The organism is Delftia sp. UME58 (assembly GCF_014170385.1).
In the GTDB taxonomy this organism is placed as follows: domain Bacteria; phylum Pseudomonadota; class Gammaproteobacteria; order Burkholderiales; family Burkholderiaceae_C; genus Comamonas; species Comamonas acidovorans.
In genome coordinates this window covers 425140-444632 of the sequence record NZ_LZZV01000052.1, presented here as the reverse complement: position 1 = coordinate 444632, position 19493 = coordinate 425140, and the positions used below count along the sequence as shown (strand labels likewise).

Below are 19493 nucleotides of genomic sequence, written 5' to 3'. Positions count from 1 at the left end.
CCCCATCCAGGAGCCTTCCGAATGTCCCGCATGCGCTGCGCCCTCCTTGCATTGACCCTGGGCCTGCTGGCCGGCGGCCCGGCTGCGGCAGGCGTGGTGCAGCCTGTGCCTGACAGGCAGGCCAGCGAGAACAAGATGCCGGCCTATCCCAAGGAAGCCAGGCGGCTGGAGCAGGAAGGCAAGGTGGTGCTGCGGGTTCTGGTGGGCGCCAGCGGAAAGGCACTGGCCGTGGATGTGGCAGACAGCAGCGGCTATCCTCTGCTCGACCAGGAGGCGCTGGACGCCGTGCGGACGTGGCGCTTTGTCCCCGGCACGCGCGACGGCGTGCCGGACAGCATGTGGACGCGCGTGCCCGTCACCTTCCTGCTGAAATAGCGGGCCTGCCAAGCGTGTGCCGGGTCTGCGCCATGCGGGGGCCGATGTTGTAGAGGGTGCAAGCCTCAACAGGGGTTGTCGTTTCCCGGGCATTCACTGCATGGCCCACCGCTTTGCTCCCTGCAGCGTCCGCCTGGTCGACGCTGTAGCTTCGCCCTCGCCTCACTGCAGATTGATGGCCAGCAGGCTCTTGTTGGGTCTGGCGATGTAGAGCAGGCCGTTGTCGGATACGGCCAAGCGTCCGCTGGCCGGCAACTGCCAGACTATCTTGCGGGTCGCTGGGTCCACTGCGTGGGTGTAGTTGCCCTTTTCGGCTGACAGATTGGATATGAAAATCAGGTTGTTGACGGCAACGACTTGGTAGGTGAGGCCGTTGATGTTGATGGGATTGTTGTCGCCCGTCAGCGGCATGGACCACAGCAGAGCTCCGCTATCGCCCGCATAGGCGTGCAATTGCCTTGGCTCGCCTGATCTGAACGGATCGAAGACCAGATAAACCACTCCGTTGGCCACGATCGGGACGCTGAGGAAGTTCTTCTTCATGGTCCACAGGCGCTTTTTCTGTGAGAGGGAAAAGCTGCTGATCGTGATTTCGCTGTAGCCGTAGCGCGCGGCGAGCACCCGGTCAGCGCCATCCAGCACCGTGGTGCTGGGGGCTTTCTCCGTGAAGGCGTACGGGATGTTCTGGGGATCGTCCAGCACGATGGCCCGACCGCCGTCCTCGCGCCGCTTGATCACCAAGCTGGCTTCCGCTTGAGCCGAGACATTTTTCTGCATCGAATAGACATGCTGGGCATCGACGGCGTCCACGCGCTCGCCTTGATAGAAGATGGGAAGCTCAGGCTCCATCCAGCGCACCGTGGCGGTCGCGGCATCCACACGGCGCTGCTGCTCGCCAACATAGACGGAATCGGCATCTCCGGTAAGCCAGAGGCTGGATTCACGGCCGGTTGTCACCGGCTTTTCCTCTGCCACGATGGCTCCGGTAGCGGCATCCAGAGTCTTCAGTGACGATTGGAACGACCGCACCTGGGACACGACATGGCCGGCGACAAGCACCGGATTACCGAAAAAGGGCAGAGGCCGTATCCAGGCGACGTTGCCGTCGGCCTCGTTCAGCGCCACGATGGCCTGGTCAGCGCCTGAGCCGCCGTTGAAGACCACGTGCGAACCGGTGGTCAGCATTTCACTGCTGGAGCCATCAGCTCCCGTGGACTTGGACCGCATCCAGCGCAGGCTGAAGTTCGCGGGATCAAGCCACTTGCTCGTCGCGACATAGCCTGTGTGCCCCGCATTGCCCTGGAAATTGGACCAGGTCGAGGCGCCATCGAGCTTGCTCAGCGGCTTCAGATTATCTGCAGTCGAGATGATGTTGAGTTGGTAGGGCAGTTTCCAGGGCGATCCTGGATAGGGTGAAGCGCAGACGGCGGGGGCATCGCGGCACAGGGATACGTTGATGAAGCCGGAGCGCGTGCCGCTGGCGGCGCTCTCGGATATCTTGAGTCGGGCCCGATACTGGCGGGCGCCCAACTGCTCCAACGCCACTTCGGGAGAGAAGTCAGCCGTGACTTCCAGCCGCAGATTCAATTGTTCCTGGATGCTGGAGGAGGCGGTGCCGACGACTTGCAGCGTCAGCGACTCTGCCTGCATGACGGTAGCCTCCAGCCGGGGAGGGTCGAATGTCAGCGTGCCATTGCCGCCATTGCCGGGCTCGGGGTTTGGATTGACCACGGGAGGTGGATTCTCGGTGCCGCCTCCGCCTCCGCCTCCACAAGCCGTCAGAATCAGGGCAATCAAGATACCTGTTGCATTTTTCATTTCATTTGCCTTCGGTGTCCACGCCAAGTCGTCCCTAGGTCGCTGCTTTTGGGGGGGAAAACATGGTCATGGCGCAAAGCCGCGATTGTGCCTCGATACTGCCGAGTGGCCTCCCTCCAGACTGCCCCAGGCGCCCAGGCCGGCGCTGGGCATCGCGTCGTTGATTGGCGGTTGGCGCCGGCCTGCTTTCAGTCCAGGCTGGTCGAGGACCAGAAGCGGGTCAAGCTGTCGGGAGCAACGATTGACTGACGTCCACGCTCCGGCGGCCCTCTTTGCTTGCGCGGGGACGGGCTGGTGCTGCTGCAGCACTCAGCACGATGAAAGGCCGGCCCGCTACCATGGTCCCCGCCGGTCGCCCCGCGCGCGACACAAGGAGCATTCCATGAAGATCGTCATCACCAGCGTGCTCGTCGACGACCAGGACAAGGCCCTGGCCTTCTACCGCGATGTGCTCGGCTTCGTCCTCAAGCACGACATTCCCATGGGCGGCGACGCGCGCTGGCTCACCCTGACATCGCCCGGCGATGCCGATGGCGTGGAGCTGCTGCTGGAGCCCGACATGCACCCGGCCGCCAGGCCGTTCAAGACCGCCCTGCATGCCGACGGCGTGCCGGCCACCTTCTTCGGCGTGGACAACGTGCAGGCCGAGTACGAGCGCCTGAGCGCGGCCGGCGTGCGCTTCACCAAGCCGCCGACGCATCTGGGGCCGGTCACGATTGCCGTGTTCGACGACACCTGCGGCAATCTCATACAGATCAACCAGCGGCATTGAGCGGGGCCTGCGGCCCTTGCAGCCCTTGCGCGCTCAGTCCCTGGCGGTGGGCTTGTCGTGCCGGGGCGGATCGATGCGCTCGATATTGCCCAGCAGCAGGGCGCGGCCCGCAAAGTTGCCGCCGGCGGTCTCCAGTGCAAAGCGCTCGGTATCGCGGCCGCGCACTTCGGCCTCCAGCGTCTGGGCCTCGTCCTCGGTGGCGCCCAGTGCCAGCACGGCATGGCGGCCCATGAGCAGGGCGGACTCGAAGCTCTCGCGCACGACATGGTCGGCGTCCTTCTGGATCAGCTCCAGCGCGTGCTCGCGGTCATAGGCGCGCACGATGAGGCGGGCATGCGGGCATTCGTGGCGCACGTTCTCCACGATGCGCGTGGCGGCGGCCTTGCTGTCCACGCAGACCAGGATGGCGCTGGCGTGGCTGGCGCCGGCAGCATGCAGGATGTCGGCGCGCGCGCCGTCGCCGAAATAGACCTTGAAGCCGTAGGGCTCGGCGTTGCGGATCACGTCGGGGTCGTTGTCGATGATGGACAGCTTGGCGCCATGCGCCAGCGGCCCCTGGCTGGCGATCTGGCCCACGCGGCCGAAGCCGATGACCAGCACGTTGCCGCGCAGGTCCTGCGGCGCCTCCACGCCGTCCAGCGACACGGCCTGGGCGCCGGCCAGGCGCTTGTGCAGCACCACCACCAGCGGCGTGATGGCCATGGACAGCACGACGATGGCCGTCATGTTGGCATGCACCTCGGCGTCGAGCACGCCGAGCTTGAGCGCCTCGGCAAACAGCACGAAGGCGAACTCCCCGCCCTGGGCCATGAGGATGGCGCGGTCCAGCGCATCGGCATGGCTGCTGCGCGCCACGCGGGCCACGGCGTAGATGCACAGCGCCTTGCCCAGCATCAGCGCCACCACGCCCATGCCCACGATGCGCCAGTTCAGCGCTACCACCTCCAGGTTCAGCGCCATGCCCACGCCCAGGAAGAACAGGCCCAGCAGCAGGCCGCGGAATGGCTCCACATCGGCTTCGAGCTGGTGGCGGAACGAGGACTCGGACAGCAGCACGCCCGCCACGAAGGCGCCCATGGCCATGGACAGGCCGCCCATCTCCATCAGCAGAGCGGCGCCCAGCACCACCAGCAGGGCGGCGGCCGTCATCACCTCGCGCGCCTTGGCCCTGGCCAGGATGCCGAACAGCGGGTTCAGCAGCCACAGGCCCGCGCCCACCAGCGCGCCCAGCGACAGCAGGGCCAGGCCTGCGCGCTGCCACAGCGGCGACGCCGCCACGGGCGCCGCATCGGCGGGTGCCAGAAAAGCCACGGCGGCCAGCAGCGGCACGATGAGCAGGTCCTCGAACAGCAGGATGGAGACGATGCGCTGGCCGCGCAGCGCCAGGATGTCGCCGCGTTCGGCCAGCACCTGCATGACGATGGCCGTGGAGGTCAGCACGAAGCCCGCGCCGCTGACGAAGGCCACCTGCCACGGAAAGCCGAAGGCCATGCCCACGCCCGTGAGCAGCAGCGCGCACACCACCACCTGCAGGCTGCCCAGCCCGAAGATCTGGCCGCGCAAATCCCACAGGTGCGAAGGCTTCATCTCCAGCCCGATGACGAACAGGAACATCACCACGCCCAGCTCGGCCACGTGCAAGATGGTCTGCGCGTCCGTCACCAGGCCCAGCCCGTAGGGGCCTATGGCCAGCCCGGCGGCCAGGTAGCCGAGCACGGCGCCCAGGCCCAGCCGCTTGAACAGCGGCACGGCCACCACGGCGGCCCCCAGCAGCGTGACGATTCCTGCGAGCTGGCTTGCATTGCCTTCAGCTGCCATGTTGTCGATTCCTTTGTGCGTGCGGCAAGGCGGGTTTGCATCCGCGAATTTGCGCGCAGGATAGCAAAGCCCGGTCCTGTGTAGAATCGCGCCCCCTCTGCGCCCACCTCTGCGTCCACCTCCGCGCCCAGCGCCATGCCCCAGATCCTCGTCAACGACCTCCGCAAGACCTACCGCATCCATGAGCGCGACCCCGGCGTGATGGGCGCGCTGCGCGCGCTGGTGCGTCCGCGCCACCGCACGGTGCAGGCGCTGCAGGGCGTGTCGTTCGCGCTGCAGCGCGGCGAGCTGCTGGGCTTCATCGGGCCCAACGGGGCGGGCAAGTCCACCACCATCAAGATCCTGTCGGGCATCCTGCGGCCCGATGGCGGGCGCGTGGAGGTGGACGGGCGCGACCCCTTCGCCGACCGCCAGCGCCATGTGGGCCGCATCGGCGTGGTCTTCGGCCAGCGCTCGCAGCTGTGGTGGGACCTGCCTGTGGGCGACGGCTTCAACCTGCTGCGCGACCTGTACCGCGTCGATCCGCTGCGCTTTGCGCGCACCCGCGACGAGCTGGTGGCCATGCTGAACCTGGAGCGGCTGCTGGACCAGCCTGTGCGCCAGCTGTCCCTGGGCCAGCGCATGCGCGCCGAGATCGCCGCCGCCCTGCTGCACGAGCCCGAGATCCTGTTCCTGGACGAGCCCACCATCGGCCTGGACGCGCCCTCCAAGCTGGCCGTGCGCGAGTTCGTGCTGCGCGCCAACCGCGAGCGCGGCACCACGGTGCTGCTGACCACGCACGACATGCACGACATCGAGGCGCTGGCGCGGCGCGTCATCGTCATCGGCCATGGCCGCGTGCTGGCCGACTGCGCGGTCGATGCGCTGCGGGCCCGGGTCGTGGCGGCGCAGCGCGACGGCACGGTCGAGGGCGAGGGCGAGAGCGAGGGTCAGGACATGGCCATCGAGGCCGTGATCGCCCGCTTCTACGCCATGCATGGTGCCTCGGAGGTCTGAGCGCCATGGGACCGCGCCACCGCCTGCAACACCTGCTGCGCCCCTACAAGGCCGCCTTCGCCTCGCGCTTCCTGCTGATGCTGCAGTACCGCACGGCCGCCTACGCGGGCTTTGCCACGCAGTGCTGGTGGGGCGCCATCAAGACCATGGTGCTGGCGGCGTTCTATGGCAGCGCCTCGGCATCGGCCGGCGCGCCGATTTCGCTGGAGCACGCCATCACCTACACCTGGGTGGCGCAGGGCCTGTTCGCGCTGCTGCCCTGGAGCGGCGACCCCGACGTGGCCCTGGCCGTGCGCACGGGCGCCATCGCCTATGACCGGCTGCGGCCCGTGGATGCCTATGCGCTGTGGTTCGTGCGCTCGGCCGGCTGGATCGCCGCGCGCGTGCTGCCGCGCGTGGCGCTGATGGTGGCGTTTGCAGGGCTGGCCCTGCCGCTGATGGGGCTGGGCGCCTGGGGCTGGCAGCCGCCGGCGGGCTGGGCCGCAGGCCTGGGCTTTGCCGCCTCCATGCTGCTGGCGCTGCTGCTGTCCACGGCACTGGTCATGCTGCTGAACATTGCCGCCGCCGCTGCGCTCAATGAAAAAGGCATCAACACGCTGGCAGCGCCCGTGGTCATCGTGCTGTCGGGCAACCTGCTGCCGCTGGCGCTGATGCCCGACGCCTGGCAGACCGCGCTGCTGCTGCAACCGCTGGCGGGCGTGATGGACATTCCTGCGCGCATCTATTTCGGGCAGATGGCCGGTGCGCAGACGCTGGCCTGCCTGGCGCTGCAAGCCCTGTGGATCGCCGTGATCGTGGCCCTGGGCCGCACGGCCATGGCGCGCACCATGCGCGGCCTCGAAGTGCAGGGCGGGTGAGCGCCATGGCCAGGGAAAAAGGATCGCTGTCCATGTTCCTGCGCCTGGCGCTGGCCTCGCTGGGCGGGCAGGCGCGCTACCCGGCCTCGGCGCTGATGCTGACCCTGGGCCAGTTCCTGGTCACGGGCATCGAGGTCATCGCCGTCTGGGCGCTGTTCCACCGGTTTGGCGAGGTGCAGGGCTGGCGCATCGGCGAAGTGGCCGTGTTCTATGGCCTGGTGAACTGCATGTTCGCCCTGGCCGATGCGCTGGGCCGGGGCTTTGACGTGCTGGGCACGCAGTTCCTGCGCACCGGCGCCTTCGACCGCCTGCTGCTGCGCCCGCGCCCCGTGTGGCTGCAGCTCATGGGCCATGACGTGCGCATCAGCCGCCTGGGCCGCCTGCTGCAGGGCCTGCTGGTGCTGGTCTTTGCCACGGCCCAGGGCGCCGTGGTGTGGACGCCCCAGGCCGTGGCCGTGGCGCTGTTCGCCGTGGCGGGTGGCGTGGCGCTGTTCCTGGCCATCCTGGTGCTGCAGGGCGCGCTGTCGTTCTGGACCGTGGAAAGCCTGGAAGCGGCCAATGTGCTGAGCTACGGCAGCGTCGAGGCCGCCCAGTACCCCCTGGCCCTGTACGCGCAGTGGTTCCGCCGCCTGCTGACCTTCGCCGTGCCGCTGGCCTGCGTGGCCTACTACCCGGCGCTGGCCGTGCTGGGCAAGCCCGACCCGCTGGGCGCACCGGCCTGGCTGGGCTGGGTCTCGCCGCTGGCGGGCTTTGCCTTCCTGTGGCTGTCGTCCCGCGCCTGGAGGCTGGGGGTCAGGCACTACGCATCCACGGGCAGCTGAGTCATGGCCCATGTCGCCGGCAATCCGGAGGCTGGGAGCGTCGTCCCCGGCTCAGGTGGGGGCCGCAAGCTGCGATGGGGAGCAGTAGGCAAAGGCAAGAGTGGCGGCGTGCGGGTCGGCAAGGGCGCCACCGAGAACATGCCGGCGCATGTCCTGCGCCAGATTGCAAAGGAGTTTGGCCATGCCGATGAATGAGCCAGGACTGGGGGCAAGGGCGGCGCGAGCCCTCCGGTGCCGCCAAAACCTTGCTCAAGGTGGCCGCCATCCGTCCGGATGCCGTGCATGAGGCCCCGGGGGCAACCCGGTAACCGTCGCAAGATGCGGGAAACCTCCCCCATGAAGCAGCAGGTTCCCGCAAGCGCCCGCAAGCCCTGACTGCCCACAATCGCGGCACCGGGATGCGCCATATGGCCGCGCATCGGTGCAGGGGACGGAGGCGCGGGTGCAGTTGCTTCAGTTGCTGATCAGCGGAGTGGCGCAGGGCTGCATCTACGGCCTGATCGCGCTGGGCTTCGTGCTGATCTACAAGGCCACGGAGACGGTGACCTTCGCCCAGGGCGAGCTGATGATGCTGGGCGCCTTTGCCGGTTTTCTGTTCATGTCGGTGCTGGGCCTGCCGTTCTGGGCGGCGGCGCTGCTGGCCGTGGTCTCCATGGCGCTGTGCGGCCTGCTGCTGGAGGTGGCGCTGATCCGCCCCATCCTGGGGCAGCCGGCATTCTCGGTGGTGATGCTGACCATCGGCATCGGCTATGTGTGCCGGGGCGCCATCACCATGCTTCCCTCCATCGGTACGGAAACGCTTGCCCTGGCCGTGCCCTACCGCGATACGGCGCTGAAAGTGGCGGGGCTGGTGCTCAATGCCGAGCACCTGGTGGTGATCGCGGCCACCGGCGTGCTGTGCGCCGTGCTCTATGCAGGCTTTCGGTTCAGCACGCTGGGCATCGCCATGCAGGCGGCCTCGCAGAACCAGTTGGCGGCCTACTACATGGGCATTCCCGTGCGCCGGCTCAATACCCTGGTCTGGGGCCTGGCGGCGGCCGTGGCCGCCATTGCAGGGCTGCTGCTGGCGCCGATCACTTTCGTGTACGCCAATATGGGCCTGGTGGGGCTCAAGGCTTTTCCGGCGGCGGTGATCGGCGGTTTCGGCAGCGTGCCGGGGGCCATCGTGGGCGGGCTGGTCATCGGCGTGGTGGAGTCGCTGTCGGGCTTTTACCTGCCTGAGGGCTTCAAGGACATTGCCGCCTACGTGGCGGTGCTGCTGGTGCTGGTGGTCATGCCCAACGGCCTGTTCGGCGAAGCGCTGCGCAAGAAGGTCTGAAGGGAACACATACGCAATGCGCTTCATCTTCAAGACCGATTACGCACAGGACATCCGGCTGGTGCGCCACGGCGGCCAGGCGTTCTGGTACGGGCTGCTGGTGCTGGCCCTGCTGGCCGCGCCCGCGCTGCTGTCCGAATACCTGCTGGCGCAGCTGACCTTTGTGCTGATCTACGCGGTGGTGGGCCTGGGGCTGATGGTGCTGGCCGGCTACACGGGCCTATTTTCCATGGGCCAGGCCGCCTTCTTCGGCGTGGGGGCCTATGCGCAGGCCTTTTTCACCGGGCTGGGCTGGCCGGCGCCGCTGGCCCTGGCCGTCAGCGGTGCACTGGCGGCGGCCGTGGGCGTGGTGGTGGGGCTGCCCGCGCTGCGCGTCAAGGGCATCTACCTGGGCATTGCCACGCTGGCCTTCGGCTTCATTGTCGAGGAGGTGTTCGCGCGCTGGGAGAGCGTGACGGGCGGCAACGCGGGCAAGTCCGTGGGCGTGGTGCAGGCCTTCGGCTGGAAGGCCGATACGGCCGAGTCCTTCTACTTCGTATGCCTGGCCGTGGCGGTGCTGGCCACGCTGGCCTGCCTGAACCTGCTGCGCTCCCCCACAGGCCGCGCCTTCGTGGCCATTCGCGATTCGGAAGTATCTGCGCGCAGCATGGGCATCCATGTGGCGGCCTACAAGACCACGGCCTTCGCGTTCTCGGCCGCGCTGGCGGGCGTGGGCGGGGCCTTGTATGCGCATCAGATCCGCTTTCTGTCGCCCGACCAGTTCAACATCGTGCAGTCCATAGACCTGCTGCTGATGGTGGTCATCGGCGGACTGGGGTCCATCCACGGGGCCTTTCTGGGCGCGCTGTTCATCATCGCGCTGCCCCAGGGGATCGCTGCCGTCAAGGATTTGCTGCCCGAGGCCATCGGCCAGGCGCCGGGGCTCAAGTCCTTCATCTACGGCGCGGTGCTGATCGCCTTCGTGCTGCTGGAGCCCGCAGGCATGTACGGGCGCTGGCTCAAGATCCGCAGCTATCTGCAGGTCTTCCCGTTCTACCGCAAGGGCATGTTCCGGCGGCAGAAGACCTTCCAGAAATCGGACCGCCTGCGCTAGGAGGGATGCGGCATGGACCATGACACTCCCCTGCTGTCGGTGCGCGATCTGGGCGTGCGCTTCGGCGGCGTGCGCGCCGTCAACGGCGTGAGCTTCGATGTGCGGCGCGGCGAGGTGTTCACGCTGATCGGCCCCAATGGTGCGGGCAAGACCACGGTGTTCAACCTGATCAGCCGCATCTACGAGCCCGGCTCGGGCAGCATCCATTTCGACGGCCAGCCGCTGACGCGGATGGCAGCCCACCGCATTGCGGCACTGGGCATAGCACGCACCTTCCAGAACATCGAGCTGTTCGAGCATGCCACCGTGCTGCAGAACCTGCTGGTGGGGCGGCACCGCCATCGGCGCAGCGGCCTGTGGGGCGACCTGCTGTTCACGCCGGCCACGCGCCGTGCCGAGGTGGCCGCGCGTGCCGAGGTGGAGCAGGTGATCGAACTGCTTGACCTGCAGCACCACCGCGACGCGATGGTGGCGGGCCTGCCCTATGGCGTGCGCAAGGTGGTGGAGCTGGCGCGTGCGCTGTGCACGAGCCCGCGCCTGCTGCTGCTGGACGAGCCGTCCTCGGGGCTGAACGTGGAGGAGACCGACGACATGGCCTTCTGGATACAGGACATACAGCAGGAGCTGGGCGTGACGGTGCTGATGGTGGAGCACGACATGTCCCTGGTCTCGCGCGTGAGCAGCCGCGTGCTGGCCATGAGCCAGGGCGAGGTGCTGACCCTGGGCCTGCCGCACGAGGTGCAGTCCCATCCCGCAGTGGCCGAGGCCTATCTGGGCACGGCCGACGACGTGGCCTCGCTCAGGAGGAGCGCCGCATGAGTGCACTGCCGATGCCCCTGGCTCAATCCGCGTCTCGGCGCGAGGCCATGCCCTGCGTGCTGGGCCTGCAGAACATCGAGTCTTCCTATGGTCCGGTCAAGGCGATACGCGGCGTCAGCCTGCAGGTGCACGAGGGCGAGATCGCCACCGTGCTGGGCTCCAACGGCGCGGGCAAGACCACCATTCTCAAGACCATCTCGGGCATCATCGATCCGCGCAAGGGGCAAGTGCACTTCCTGGGCCGGGACGTCACGGCATGCGATCCGGCAGCCATCGTGCGCCAGGGCCTGGTCCATGTTCCCGAGGGGCGCGAGGTCTTCCCGCTGCTGAACGTACACGACAACCTGCTCATGGGGGCCTACACGCGCGGCGATCGCGATGGCGTGGCGCGCGACATGGAGACGGTGCTGGGCTATTTCCCGGTGCTGCGCGAGCGCCTGCGCCAGCAGGCCGGTCTGCTGTCGGGCGGCCAGCAGCAGATGCTGGCCATCGGCCGCGCCATCATGGCCGCGCCGAAGATGATCCTGCTGGACGAGCCCAGCCTGGGCCTGTCGCCGCGGCTCACGCGCGAGATCTTCGAGATCGTGGTGCGCATCAACCGCGAACGCGGCACCACCATCTTGCTGGTGGAGCAGAACGCCAGCATGGCGCTGAATGCGGCCGACCACGGCTTCGTGCTGGAAAACGGCCGCATCGTGATGGAGGACAGCTGCGAGCGCCTGCGCGAGAAGGACGACATCAAGGAGTTCTACCTGGGCCTGCGCGATGGCGGCGTGCGCGGCGAGCGCCGCTGGAAAAAACGCAAGAGCTGGCGCTAGCCGGGGGAATAGGAACATGCCCAGCCTGTGGAACCTGCACCGCATAGAACCCCAGCCGCACAGCGTGCTGGACGGCGAGACCGTTGCCGCCCTGTTCTGGAATGCCGTGGCCCTGCGCGGCGACCGTGTCTGGCTGCGGCAAAAGGAGCTGGGCATCTGGCGCAGCCATACCTGGCAAGAGGTGGGCGAGGCTGTGCGCGAGATCGCGGGCGGCCTGCTGGCGCTGGGACTGGCACCCGGCGAGACCGTCTCCATCCTGTCCAACACCGTCATCGAATGGGTGCTGACCGACCTGGCCGTGCTGTCCTGCGGGGGCGTGGCCAATGGCATCTATCCCACCGACGCAGCCAGTCAGGTCGAGTATCTGTGCGAGGACTCGGCCACCGCCGTGCTGTTCGTGGAGAACGACGAGCAGCTGGACAAGGCGCTGGAGGTGCGCGGCCGCCTGCCCGCACTGCGCAAGATCGTGGTCTTCGACATGAAGGGCCTGCGTGGCCTTCAGGATGCAGGCGTGATCAGCCTGGAGCAACTGCGCGCCCTGGGCCGCAGCCACCTGGCTGGCGAGCCCGATGCCGTGGCCCGGCGCACGGCCGCCGTGCGGCCCGGGGACCTGGCCATTCTGGTCTACACCTCGGGCACCACGGGCAAGCCCAAGGGCGCCATGCATTCGCACCAGGGGCTGGTGCATACCGTGCGTGGCTACAACACCATCCTGCCGCGCCACGAGAGTGATGAGTGCATGTGCTTTCTGCCGCTGTGCCATATCGCCGAGCGCGTGGGCGGCGAGTACTTCTCGCTGTACACGGGCGCGCGGCTGAACTTCGTGGAGAACCCCGAGACCGTGCCCGAGAACATGCGCGAGATCGCGCCCACGGTCTGCGCGGGCGTGCCGCGCGTCTGGGAAAAATACTACTCGGCCGTGACCCTGGCCTTGCGCGAGGCCACGGCGCTGCAGCGCGCCGGCTATGCCTGGGCCCTGGGCGTGGGCACGCGCGTGGCCGATGCCGTGCTGGCTGGCCGTCCCGTGGGAGCAGGCCTTCGTGTGGCCTTCACGCTGGCGCGCTGGGCGGTGCTGGGCAATGTGCGCAAATCCATCGGCATAGACAGGGCGCGTTACCTGATCACGGGCGCCGCGCCCATCTCGCCGGACCTGGTGCGCTGGTATCTGGCGCTGGGCGTGCCCATGCTCGAGGTCTGGGGCATGACCGAGACCTGCGGCGCCTCCACCTGCATGCCGCCGGGCCGCATCGTGCCAGGCTCCATAGGCCCCGCGGCCGGCTACAACCAGGTGCGCGTGGACCCGGCCACTGGCGAGATCCAGGTGCGAGGCGCCAATGTGTTCATGGGCTATCTGAACCAGGAGGCCAAGACGGCCGAGAGCTTCAGCGAGGACGGCTGGCTGCGCACCGGCGACGTGGGGACGGTGGACGCCCAGGGCTACCTGCGCATCACCGAGCGCATGAAGGACATCCTGATCACGGCCGGCGGCAAGAACGTGGCGCCCAGCGAGTGGGAGAACGAACTCAAGTTCAGTCCCTACATCACCGACGCCGTGGTCATAGGCGACAAACGCCCCTACCTGACCGCGATCCTCATGATCGACCAGGAGAACGTGGAAAAGTATGCGCAGGAGCGCGACGTGCCGTTCTCCAACTACGCCAGCCTCACGCGCGCGCCCGAGGTGCAGGCCCTGGTGCAGTCGGAGATCGACCGCGTCAACACCCGCTTCGCGCGCGTGGAGCAGGTCAAGAAGTTCTATCTGCTGGAGACCCAGCTCACGGCCGAGGACGAGGAGCTGACGCCCACCATGAAGCTCAAGCGCCGCCTGGTGCAGGCCAAGTACGCGGCGCAGATCGAGGCGATGTACGCCTGAACCGGCAGCCATCCACCACAAGCGAAGGAGACGGACATGAAAAGCATCCACGCAGCGGCCCTGGTGTCGCTGGGAGCCCTGGGGCCCCTGGCTTCGGGCTCGGCCCACGCCCAGCAGCAGGGCGTCACGCCCACGGAGATCCTGCTGGGCTCCATCCTCGACCTGTCCGGCCCCGTGGCGGCCATGGGCAAGCCCGCGCGCAACGGCATGCTGATGCGGCTGGACGAGGTCAACGAGCAGGGCGGCATCCACGGGCGCAAGCTGCGCCTGATCGTGGAGGACGACGGCTACGACCCCAAGAAGGCCGTGCTGGCCGCGCAAAAGCTGGTCAACCGCGACAAGGTCTTCCTCGTGGCCGGCCACCTGGGCACGGCCCAGAACATGGCGGCCATGCCGGTGCAGTTCGAGAAGAACATCATCAACTTCTACCCGCTGACGGCGGCGCGCGAGATGTACGAGCCGCTGCACCGGCTCAAGTACTCCTTTGCTGCCACCTACTACGACCAGGTTCGCCTGGCCGCACCGAAGCTGGTGGCCGACAAGGGCGCGAAGAAGGCCTGCGTGGTCTACCAGGACGATGACTTCGGCCTGGAGGTGCTGCGCGGCGCCGAGGCCGGCCTCAAGGCGGGGGGCAGGGAACTGGCCGAGAAGACCACCTACAAGCGCGGTGCCACCGACTTTTCCTCGCAGGTGGCGCGGCTCAAGGCGGCCTCCTGCGACTTCGTCATCCTGGGTACGACCATCCGCGAGACGGTGGGCGTGATGGCCGAGTCGCGCAAAAGCGGCTTCGAGCCCACCTTCCTGTCGACCTCGGCCTCGTACACCGAGGTGGTTACACGGCTGGGCGGCAAGGCCGTCGAGGGCCTGCTCACCACCATGACGGCCCAGCACCCCTACCTGGACGATGCCTCGGGGCCGCTGCGTCTGTGGGCCAACAAGTACAAGACGCGGTTTGGCGACGATCCCAATGTCTTCTCGGTCTATGGCTACGTCATCGTGGACCACTTCGCCCAGGCCGCGAACAAGGCCGGCAAGGGCCTGAGCACCGACAGCTTCATCCAGGCCATGGACTCCATGCGCTTCGAGCCCGACATGTTCGGCTTTCCCATGATCTCGTTCAGCGCACAAAAGCGCCTGGGCAGCGACGAGTCGCGGCTGTCGCAGGTCGTGGACGGGCGCTGGAAGGTGGTCTCCGGCTACGCCAAATGACGCAGGAGCATCCACACATGAGCACCTTCCGCACCCGGCTGGACGGGCATATTCTGCACCTGCGCTTCGGCGCGCCCGGCGCCCACAACCTCATGCGCGACGAATGGTTCGCCGACCTGGATGCGGTGCTGCATGACGCCACCGCCAACCCGCAGGTGCGCTGCCTGCTGCTTTCGGCCGAAGGCAAGTCCTTCAGCAGCGGCGGTGATCTGCAGGCCTTTCTGAACGGTCCCTTTCCCGAAGGCGGCGCAATGGACACGGGCCTGGCGCGCTGCCTGCAGACGCTGGAAGGCTTTGCCAAGCCCATCGTGGCCTGTGTGCATGGCGCGGCCATCGGCGGCGGAGCGACCATCCTGCTGCACTGCGACTTCGTCTATGCCGAGGAGGGCACCAGCTTCCAGTTCCCCTTCACTCGCATCGGCATCGTGCCCGAGCTGGGATCGACCGTGCTGCTGGCCCAGCATGCGGGCCGTCGCCTGGCCACCGAACTGCTGCTGCTGGCCCGGCCCTTCGATGCAGCCACTGCCGTGCGTGCGGGCCTGGCCAGCGAGGCGCTGCCGGCGCCCGAGGCCGAGCGGCGCGCGCAGGAGACGGCCGCCGCGCTGGCGGCCCTGCCGCCGGCTGCGCTGCGCTCCACCAAGCGGCTGCTGCGCCGCGCCGTGGAGCCTGCCTATGCCCGGGCCTGGCGCGATGAATGCCAGGCGCTGGAGACCCGCTTCGCCGGCGCCGAGGTCCAGGAAGCCTGCTCGGCCTTCCTTGCCAAGCGCGCGCCGGACTTCTCGCGCTTTTCCTGACCCGCCGCCATGGCCCGCCCGCGCAAGAGCGAGATCCACAGCGACAACCGGCGCGAGGAACTGGTCATCGCGGCGGCGCGCCTGTTCCGTGAAAAGGGCTTCAACGGCACCTCCATGCGTGACATCGCCGCCGCCGCCCACATGCAGTCGGGCAGCCCCTTCTACCACTTCGCCAGCAAGCAGGACCTGCTGTTCGCCGGCGTGGAGCATGGCCTGCGCGCCTGCCTGCAGGTGCTGGAGGCCATCGATGCGCGCAGCATGGCGCCGGCCGCGTACTTCCGCGCGCTGGCGCGCGAGCACCTGGCCCACCTGCTGGAGGACCGCATCGGCATGGCGCCGCTGGTGGTGGACGAATGGCGCCACCTGGAAGGCACCAACCGCGCCGCCATCGTGGACCTGCGCCGCCGCTACGAGCAGCTGTGGACGCGCGCGCTGCAGGGCCTGCACGATGCAGGCCTTGCCGGCCGGGCCGAGAAGATGGAGTGCTACTTCTTCCTGGGCGCGCTGCACTCCGTCTATTCCTGGTACCGGCCCGAAGGCCCGCTGTCGCCGCAGGCCGTGGCGGATCGGCTGGTGGATTGGGTGCTGGGGCCACGGGCGTGATGCCGCACGGCTTGCCGCCCTATCTGCACCGTGATAATCTGGTCAGCATGACCAGATCTTCATCCATGAACAAAGCCACGTCCAGCCGGCCGGCGCCGCAGCCGGGGCATTGGTTGCTGCAAGACGCAAAGGCGCGCTTCAGTGAACTGGTGCGGCGCGTTCACAGCGAGGGGCCGCAGCACGTCACCGTGCACGGCCGCGATGAAGTCGTCGTCATCACGGCGCAAGACTTTCGCCGCCTGCAGGGCGCGCGCACGGGCCAGGCGCTGATCGACGTCATGCAGGCATCTCCCTGGAGGGATATCGACCTGGCGGCGGCATCATCCGAGGCCGCTCCCGTGCGGGATGTGGAGCTGTGAAAGGCTACCTGCTCGACACGAACATCCTCTCGGAGCTGCGGCGTCCTCGCCCCGAGGCCAAGGTGCTGGCCTTCCTGCGTGCCCAGCCATTCGAAAGCCTTTTCGTCAGTGCCGTGACTTTCGCGGAAATACGCTTTGGCATCGAGCTGATTGACGACGTCCACAAGCGAGCCGTGCTCATGGATTGGCTGCAACTGAGCTTGCGGCCCATGTTCGAGAACCGCGTGCTGGGCGTCAGCGAGGATGTCATGTTCCGATGGCGGTTGCTGGTGCACGAGGGTCGCAAGATGGGGCATACCTTTTCCCAGCCTGACCTCATCATTGCTGCCACGGCCCTGCACCACGGAATGACCATGGTGAGCCGCGACACGGGCGGCTATGCCATGACCGGCGTGCCCCTGCTCAATCCCTGGCAGGAATCGCCATAGGGACTTGCACCTCAGCCTCCCGCTCCCGCAAACACCGCCAGCCTGCGGCTGCCCGCGAAGATCGACTTCGGCGTCAGCCCGTAGACCTGCCGTATCGAGTGGCTGAAATGCGTGGCGTCCGGGTAGCCGGCGTCCAGGGCCACGTCGGTGAGCTTCATGTCCTGGGTCACGTAGCTGAGGAAGGCGCGGGCGCGCTTCCAGGTCTTGAAGCGGCGAAAGGGCACGCCGGCCTCCTGGCTGAACAGGTGCAGGAAGCGCGACTCGGACAGGCAGATGTCGCTGGCACAGCGCAGTGCGGACGCGGGGCTGCCGGGCTCGGCCTTGATCCGGTCGATGATGGTCTGCACGCGCGCATCGCGGGCCGGTGCCGGCAGGGGTTCGCCGAAGAAAATGCGGTCGAACTCGGCCGTGCTGACGCCATGGCCCGGCTCGTGCAGCTGCAGCTGGGGCAGCAGGCAGGACAGGCCGTCGTGCATGCGCTGCAGCAGCGCCGCGTCATGCACGGCACCGCCGGCACCCAGCAGCTCGGATGGCAGGCGCTGCGTGTCCACGGTTTCGGCCTCGATCAGCAGGTTGCAGATGGTGCGTTCGCTGGCCTCGATGCCATGGCGCGCATGCGCCGGCACGATGGACAGCCGGCTGTGCTCCCAGGCACCGTCGCCCAGGCGCACGCGGTGCGATCCGCGCAGCGAGAAATACACCGCGTGGCCGCCCAGGCAGCGTTCGCGCGGCTGGCCCAGCAGGCCGCTGTAGACAGCGCGGTCCGCATTGAGCCACATGACCCGGGGCTCCTGGGGCAGAGAATGCGGCAGCGTGATTTCCGGGCGTAAAGGCTGGGGCGGCATGGCGGGGTCTCCTGGGAGATCGTTGTCGTGACGGGCTGCCCTGAGGGCAGTGCAAACCAACGGGAAGGCGCCGTGGAGCGCGGCGCTGGCGGCCAGGCTCCTGGATGGCATTTTAGAAAGCAACTGATTGGTTTTTTATCGGGGTATACGCAGACCGGTGCGGCCGGCCAGCCGTTGACCGTTGATGCAGGGCGATGAAAGAGCGCGCCCCTTGTGAGGGGCGCAGGAGGAAGGCGGTGGTGCGTGCAGCCGGCCGCCGCTCAGGTCTGCACCTTCAGCGCCTCCCGCAGCTGGTACTTGAGGATCTTGCCCGTGGGATTGCGCGGCAGCGCCTGCACCAGGTGCAGCCGGCGCGGCGTCTTGTAGCGGGCCAGCCGCGCGGAAGCGAAGGCCTGCAGCTGCTCCAGCTCCAGTGACTGGCCGGGCTTGAGGGCCAGCACGGCCACCACGGCCTCGCCCCAGCGTGGGTCGGGCGCGCCGACGACGGCGACCTCGGCAATGGCCGGGTGGCCGGCCAGCACGCTTTCGACTTCGGCCGGATAGACGTTCTCGCCGCCCGTGATGATCATGTCCTTGACGCGGTCGCAGACGTACAGGAAGCCGTCCGCATCGCGGTAGCCCACGTCGCCCGTGCGGAACCAGCCCTCGGGCGAGAAGGCCTGGCGCGTGGCCTCGGGCTGCCTCCAGTAGCCGCGCGCCACGTTGGGGCCGCGCACGCAGATCTCACCGCGCTCGCCGGGTGCGTGCATCTCTTCGCCTGCCGGATCGATGAGCCGCACCTGGGTCAGCAGCGCTGCGTGTCCCACCGAGCCCAGCTTGTCCAGCGCGTATTCCTCGGCCAGCACCGTGACCAGGGCTGCGGTCTCCGTCAGTCCGTAGCCCTGCTGCACGCCTATGCCGCGGGCGCCGTAGGCGCGCAGCAGCGGTTCCGGGCAGGGCGCTCCGCCGCAGACGATGAGGCGCAGCGAGGACAGGTCGGCCGCGGCAAACTGCGGCGACTGGCTGATGAACAGCAGCATGGCCGGCACCGCGAACACCGTGGTGATTCCATGGGCCGCGATGTCGTGCAGGGCACGTTCGGCATCGAAGCTGCGGTGCAGCACCACATGGCCGCCCTTGAGCAGGGTGGTCAGCGTCAGCACATTGAGGCCGCCGATATGGAAGATGGGCGCGAAGACCAGCAGCCGGTCCGTCGCCAGCACGTCGATGCTGTAGAGCTCGCCCACATGGTTCCACCAGAAATTGCCGCAGGTCAGCAGGGTGCCCTTGGGTCGGCCGGTGGTGCCCGAGGTGTACATGATCAGGGCCACGTCGTCGTTCAGCGGCGCGGCGGGTGCCTGCGCCATGGGCGCCGTGCCGCGCATGGCCTGCGCCAGGTCCGGCCACAGGGCGCTGTCCCGGGCCTCGCCTTCGGCATTCCAGTAGCGGGCGCAGCACAGGCCCTCGCGGATGCCGGCGATGGTCTCGTGGTGGGAGGCGGCCACCACCAGCGTATGCACGCCCGCGTCGTTGACGATGTAGTGCAGCTCGGGCTCCGCCAGCCGGAAGTTCAGCGGCACGAAGATGGCGCCCAGTTGCGATGCGGCGAACATGGTGACCAGGAACATCGGATGGTTGAGCCCCAGGTAGGCCACGCGCATGCCGGGGCGCAGCCCGCCCTGCGCCAGCACGGCCGCCGCGCGCTCTATCTGCGACTGCAGTTGGCCATAGCTCCAGGTCAGGCCCTCGAAGCTCAGCGCCGGGCGCGGTCCGGAGCGCAGCGCGCGCCCGCGCATCCACTGCGCCATGCCGATGGCCGGTGGCTGCGAGGGCTGGCCTCCCATCTGTTCCTGGGTGCAGGGGGCGGTGGCGGGCATCGTTGCGTCTCCTTGGTGCGT

At 68.0% G+C, this 19493-nt stretch carries 20 protein-coding genes; 16 read left to right on the top strand and 4 right to left on the bottom strand.

Annotated elements, in window-relative coordinates; all coding sequences use genetic code 11:
- Window positions 1-21 precede the first annotated feature (21 nt).
- Window positions 22-375 (top strand): energy transducer TonB, encoded by a 354-nt coding sequence (locus A9976_RS15050; RefSeq protein ID WP_183019682.1) that lies wholly within the window; start codon window positions 22-24, stop codon window positions 373-375.
- A 162-nt stretch (window positions 376-537) separates the two neighbouring features.
- On the opposite strand, the gene A9976_RS31750 is transcribed toward A9976_RS15050, so the two are convergent.
- Window positions 538-2193 (bottom strand): PQQ-binding-like beta-propeller repeat protein, encoded by a 1656-nt coding sequence (locus tag A9976_RS31750; protein ID WP_183019681.1) that lies wholly within the window; start codon window positions 2191-2193, stop codon window positions 538-540.
- A gap of 382 nt (window positions 2194-2575) precedes the next feature.
- Between A9976_RS31750 and A9976_RS15040 the strand changes: the two genes are divergently transcribed.
- Window positions 2576-2965: a VOC family protein gene (locus A9976_RS15040; protein WP_183019680.1), complete on the top strand. Its 390-nt coding sequence runs from the start codon at window positions 2576-2578 to the stop codon at window positions 2963-2965.
- Window positions 2966-2998: 33 nt separating this feature from the next.
- Here the strand turns inward: A9976_RS15040 and A9976_RS15035 are convergent, their stop codons facing one another.
- On the bottom strand, window positions 2999-4783 hold the full coding sequence (locus tag A9976_RS15035; protein ID WP_183019679.1) for a monovalent cation:proton antiporter-2 (CPA2) family protein: 1785 nt from the start codon (window positions 4781-4783) through the stop codon (window positions 2999-3001).
- Between the two features lie 135 nt (window positions 4784-4918).
- On the opposite strand from A9976_RS15035, the gene A9976_RS15030 reads away from it, so the two are divergent.
- The 14 genes from A9976_RS15030 to A9976_RS14965 all read left to right on the top strand — a co-directional run bounded on the left by A9976_RS15030 (window position 4919) and on the right by A9976_RS14965 (window position 16771).
- On the top strand, window positions 4919-5779 hold the full coding sequence (locus tag A9976_RS15030; protein WP_183019678.1) for an ATP-binding cassette domain-containing protein: 861 nt from the start codon (window positions 4919-4921) through the stop codon (window positions 5777-5779).
- Between the two features lie 5 nt (window positions 5780-5784).
- Complete coding sequence (locus A9976_RS15025; RefSeq protein ID WP_183019677.1) at window positions 5785-6636, top strand: ABC transporter permease; 852 nt, start codon at window positions 5785-5787, stop codon at window positions 6634-6636.
- A 5-nt stretch (window positions 6637-6641) separates the two neighbouring features.
- Window positions 6642-7457, top strand: a complete 816-nt coding sequence (locus A9976_RS15020) for an ABC transporter permease (RefSeq protein ID WP_183019676.1) — start codon at window positions 6642-6644, stop codon at window positions 7455-7457.
- 3 nt (window positions 7458-7460) lie between these two features.
- Window positions 7461-7652 carry a hypothetical protein gene (locus tag A9976_RS15015; protein ID WP_183019675.1) on the top strand — a complete coding sequence of 64 codons (192 nt, stop codon included), beginning with the start codon at window positions 7461-7463 and terminating at the stop codon, window positions 7650-7652.
- A gap of 247 nt (window positions 7653-7899) precedes the next feature.
- Entirely contained in the window at window positions 7900-8775 is an 876-nt protein-coding gene (locus tag A9976_RS15010) for a branched-chain amino acid ABC transporter permease (RefSeq protein ID WP_183019674.1), read from the top strand.
- Between the two features lie 16 nt (window positions 8776-8791).
- On the top strand, window positions 8792-9868 hold the full coding sequence (locus A9976_RS15005; protein ID WP_183019673.1) for a branched-chain amino acid ABC transporter permease: 1077 nt from the start codon (window positions 8792-8794) through the stop codon (window positions 9866-9868).
- Window positions 9869-9880: 12 nt separating this feature from the next.
- Window positions 9881-10687: an ABC transporter ATP-binding protein gene (locus A9976_RS15000; RefSeq protein ID WP_183019672.1), complete on the top strand. Its 807-nt coding sequence runs from the start codon at window positions 9881-9883 to the stop codon at window positions 10685-10687.
- Complete coding sequence (locus A9976_RS14995) at window positions 10684-11505, top strand: ABC transporter ATP-binding protein (protein ID WP_232245710.1); 822 nt, start codon at window positions 10684-10686, stop codon at window positions 11503-11505. The genes A9976_RS15000 and A9976_RS14995 overlap by 4 nt, the downstream gene beginning before the upstream one ends.
- 16 nt (window positions 11506-11521) lie before the next feature.
- Window positions 11522-13378: a long-chain fatty acid--CoA ligase gene (locus A9976_RS14990; protein WP_183019671.1), complete on the top strand. Its 1857-nt coding sequence runs from the start codon at window positions 11522-11524 to the stop codon at window positions 13376-13378.
- A gap of 36 nt (window positions 13379-13414) precedes the next feature.
- A complete protein-coding gene (locus tag A9976_RS14985; RefSeq protein ID WP_183019670.1) occupies window positions 13415-14587 on the top strand; it encodes an ABC transporter substrate-binding protein in 1173 nt (390 codons plus the stop codon).
- Window positions 14588-14604: 17 nt separating this feature from the next.
- A complete protein-coding gene (locus A9976_RS14980) occupies window positions 14605-15381 on the top strand; it encodes an enoyl-CoA hydratase/isomerase family protein (RefSeq protein WP_183019669.1) in 777 nt (258 codons plus the stop codon).
- 9 nt (window positions 15382-15390) lie between these two features.
- Window positions 15391-15984 (top strand): TetR/AcrR family transcriptional regulator, encoded by a 594-nt coding sequence (locus A9976_RS14975; RefSeq protein ID WP_183019668.1) that lies wholly within the window; start codon window positions 15391-15393, stop codon window positions 15982-15984.
- 65 nt (window positions 15985-16049) lie between these two features.
- Window positions 16050-16343, top strand: a complete 294-nt coding sequence (locus tag A9976_RS14970) for a type II toxin-antitoxin system Phd/YefM family antitoxin (protein ID WP_197954938.1) — start codon at window positions 16050-16052, stop codon at window positions 16341-16343.
- The gene (locus tag A9976_RS14965) at window positions 16340-16771 is read left to right on the top strand and encodes a type II toxin-antitoxin system VapC family toxin (protein WP_183019666.1); all 432 of its coding nucleotides are present in this window, start codon (window positions 16340-16342) and stop codon (window positions 16769-16771) included. Before A9976_RS14970 ends, A9976_RS14965 begins: the two co-directional genes overlap by 4 nt.
- Before the next feature lie 11 nt (window positions 16772-16782).
- Here A9976_RS14965 and A9976_RS14960 read toward each other — a convergent pair whose 3' ends face one another.
- Both A9976_RS14960 and A9976_RS14955 read right to left on the bottom strand, forming a co-directional pair.
- On the bottom strand, window positions 16783-17616 hold the full coding sequence (locus tag A9976_RS14960; RefSeq protein WP_183019665.1) for an AraC family transcriptional regulator: 834 nt from the start codon (window positions 17614-17616) through the stop codon (window positions 16783-16785).
- 260 nt (window positions 17617-17876) lie between these two features.
- Window positions 17877-19472, bottom strand: coding sequence for a long-chain fatty acid--CoA ligase (locus A9976_RS14955; protein WP_220808647.1), 1596 nt, complete (start codon window positions 19470-19472; stop codon window positions 17877-17879).
- Window positions 19473-19493 lie beyond the last annotated feature (21 nt).